The following is a 3,459-nucleotide window of genomic DNA, read 5'->3' as shown; positions in this document are numbered from 1 at the left end:
GACGTCGGGCGGGTTCGACCGGCGGAGCCACGACGCGCCACGGCGCGGTCACCGGGTTCCCGCGCGCCACCGCGGTCGTCTCGTCAGGCCGGGAATCGGGTTCCTGCTCGGCGCCGGGCCGCGGCTGCGCCGCGTCGTCGATCTCAGTACCGTCCCGCCCGTCCGGGCGCGCGGCCCGGTCGCCGTCTTTCCTGATGCCGGTCATTCGCCACTCCCCCTGGACGAATCACGGTGTGCCGCCTGTCCGCCCGGCGGGCGCTACTGCCGCGGGAACAGCGCGCTGATCTGCGGTCCGCTGCGCATCGGCCGCGCCCGCCGCCGCTTCGCCAGTGTGGCCCGGGCACGGCGATACAGCGCGACGAACCCGAGCAGGCCACCGGCCGCCAAGGTCGTCACACCGACCCACCCCTGAGTGGTCGCCGCCTCCGCCAGCACGGCGTGCTGCACGAGGAACATGGCTGCGCACCACCTCCTTCCTGCTGCCTGCGAAGACGCCAGGGAGATCCGGCCATGGTCGGGGCCGCAGCGGCGCACGGGAGAACGGACATGCCGACGCATCACCCGGCAGGGCGGCGTAGCCGAGCGGCACCGGAGATCACGAAGCAATCGCGCCGCCCGGCGATCAGCGCTCGCGGCACTAGGCTTCGAGGAGTCCGTTCCGGTACCGAGCCGGCGCCGACACCGGACCGTGCGCAACGCGGGAGCCCTGCCATGACCGAATCCGTCGTCCTGTTGCTGCTGGGCGTGCTCGCCATCGGTGGTGTCGCTTGGACGTTGTGGGACATCGGCACGGAACTGCGCCGTCGGAAGCTGAAGTAGCCACTCGCCTTCGCGATCTTCGCCCGCACGTGATCGCTAAGGTTGATTTCGATTGACGCTGAAGTGATCGTGACAACGATAATGCAGAGGTGCGAGCGGGCCGCCCCGACGATCGAGGCGGGAGTTCAGCCCGTGCGCAGCTCCTCCGGGCGCAGGACCCGGGAGATCGTGGACGCCGTCAACGCGGTGACCACCAGCACCAGCACCACGGCCACGCCGATCACCAGCCCCATCCCGGGCAGGTCGATCGCGAGGTCACCGCCCATCGCCCCCGAGGTGATCCAGCCGAGCACCAGGCCGGACGGGACCGCCAATCCGATCGCCAGTGCCAGCGGCACCGCGTTCTGCAGGAACGCCGACCACATCAAGGTGCTGCGCGGTGCACCGACCGCCCCCAGCACAGCCATCGGCCGGGCACCGTCCTGGATCTGCTCGACCGCGCTGACCAGCAGACTGCTGCCGACCAGCAGGACGGTGAGCAGCCCGCCCAGCAAGCTCGCGTAGCGGACGAGGTTCTGGGCCAGCTCTTCGCCGGAAACGCTGCCGTAGGTGTGATAAGCGGTGCTCTCGTCGAACCAGGCCGCGGCGATGGTGCGTACCTGCTCGATCACCTGCGGTGGCGCGTCGGCGGCGACGTCGACGTCGATGTTCGCACTGCGCGAGTGCTGCGGTACCTCGGCCGCGGCCGCCGGAGTGGCCAGCAGCGCCGAGCCCGAGGCCAAATTGCGATCCGCGCCGTCCGGCAGCTCGCGCATCGGCCCGAGCCTCCACCTGCCCTCCGGTGCACTCACCGCCGAGTCACTGACGTCCCAGGTGGTGCCCGGGGCAAGCGCGGTGTCGCGCTGGCCCCGGACGACGAACAGGTCACCGTCACGGCAGTCCCGTACCCGGCTGAGCCGCTCGATCCGCGCGCAATCGGCCACGCTCACCGACACGTTGTCGCCGCCGCGCACCAGGAAGGACTGCCCGCCGCCCGCGGATTCGACACCGGGCAACGAGGTGATCTCGTCGATCGCCGCCGCCATCGCGGACGGTCCCGATTCCCGCTGCTGCCCGCTGACGCTGAGATCCCGGCGATCGCCGTCGCGCGTCGATAACCCGCTCACCCCGGGAGCCAGCAGTGTCTGCAGCGCGACGACCCCGGTGACCACGACCGCGACCGTGCTGACCGAACGCGCCGCGGCGCCGCCGTTGGCCTGGAGCCTGCGCAGCGCCAGTTGCCACGCGACCGGCCCACCGGTGGCCTTGCCGCCGGTGATCTCCACCAGCCACGGCAACAGCAGCGGGACCGTCAACAAGGACAGCGCCATGGAACAGCCCAGCAGCACCGTGTAATACACCGAGTCCACCGACGTGCTGCTGAGCGCACCGGACGCGACGATCCCGGCCACGCCGACGACCGGTGGGACCAAGCGCCACCACAGTCGCCTGCGCTTCGACGGACGGCCGCGCACCACTCCGAGCGGGTCCATGACCGTGCTCCGCAGCGACAGCAGCACGATGCCCACCGTCACCACCGGCACCCCGAGCGTGACCAGCAGCGCGCTCCACCACACCGGTTGCAGGTCGGACGGGAAGTACGTCCCGGTGATCGGCGTGTACCGCACGAGCATGTCGCGGGCGAGCAGGTAGGTCGTCCAGCCGAACAGCACACCCATGACCGCGCCGACCAGGTTCTCGCCGGCCGCGATGCGGCGGACCTGCCGCTTTCCCGCCCCGATCAACCGCAGCGCGGCGAGCCTGCGCTGCCGGGCGACCTCGGCCAGCCGTGCGGTGCTCAGCACGAACACCACGACCGGCAGCAGCAGCACGCAAACGCCAAGCGATATCAGTACCCAGGTGGCATGGGACGCGTCACTGCGGTCCGGCTGCTCGCCGAAGTGGTCGGTGATCGCCTTGACCGAGCCGTTCGGGCTGATCCGGTCGGTCCCGGAGTAGTAGAGCAGCTCCTGCTCGCCGCCCAGTCCCTCCGGGCCGATCACGCCGACCACGTGTCCCGGCATCCGCGCTCGCAGCGAGGCACCTTCGGGGCTTTCCAGGATGTGCCGCAGTGCCGGGGACACGACCAGCTCGCCGGGCGCCGGGATCCGGTCCACGCCGGGTGGCGCCGGAGCGTCCGGGCGCAGCTGTTGCAGCTTCGTGCCGGTGACCGATTCGTCGTAGAAGTTCTCCTGGACGGTCTCCCCCAGCATCGAGACCGACCCCGGCGAACGGTCCCCCAACGCGGGCATCTGCCTGCCCGAGACGCGTTCGTGCAAGGTGGACACCGCATTGGGCACCGTGATGCCTCCCAGCAGCACCGCGGTCCCGAGGGCGATCCCCACCGCCATCAGCACCAGCCGGCCCCACGGCGCGTCGCGGTCGCCGAGGACCAGGCGGACCCCCAGCACGAAATCGGCTGCCCGGTTGCGCAGCCCGCTCATCAGCACGTCCCCTCGACGTCGCCGCTTCCGCTGCTTCCGGGCGGCTCGTTGTCACCTGCCGTTGTCCGGCCGCCGGTCACCTTAGCGATCTGCGGTGCGCCGCGGGGCGCGGGCGGGCGGCTCATCCGTCGACGGCGGTGCTGCCGTCGTGGATGGTGACCTCGCGGTCGGCGTAGGCCGCCACCGCGGGCTGGTGGGTGACCAGCAGCACCGCGCT

At 71.3% G+C, this 3,459-nt stretch carries 3 protein-coding genes; all 3 read right to left on the bottom strand.

Going from position 1 to position 3,459, the window contains the following annotated elements; translation table 11 throughout:
• A partial coding sequence (locus tag IJH84_RS25395; protein ID WP_295149853.1) for a hypothetical protein occupies nucleotides 1–205 on the bottom strand: 205 nt, incomplete at its 3' end.
• A gap of 53 nt (nucleotides 206–258) precedes the next feature.
• Nucleotides 259–456 (bottom strand): hypothetical protein, encoded by a 198-nt coding sequence (locus tag IJH84_RS25390; RefSeq protein WP_200072417.1) that lies wholly within the window; start codon nucleotides 454–456, stop codon nucleotides 259–261.
• A 488-nt stretch (nucleotides 457–944) separates the two neighbouring features.
• Nucleotides 945–3,242 carry an FtsX-like permease family protein gene (locus tag IJH84_RS25385; RefSeq protein ID WP_295149851.1) on the bottom strand — a complete coding sequence of 766 codons (2,298 nt, stop codon included), beginning with the start codon at nucleotides 3,240–3,242 and terminating at the stop codon, nucleotides 945–947.
• Nucleotides 3,243–3,459: the final 217 nt, after the last annotated feature.

The organism is Saccharopolyspora sp. (genome assembly GCF_017434145.1).
In the GTDB taxonomy this organism is placed as follows: Bacteria; Actinomycetota; Actinomycetes; order Mycobacteriales; family Pseudonocardiaceae; genus Saccharopolyspora_C; species Saccharopolyspora_C galaxeae.
Note: the sequence above shows the minus strand (reverse complement) of the source record. Positions and strands in the feature narration are given on the sequence as shown.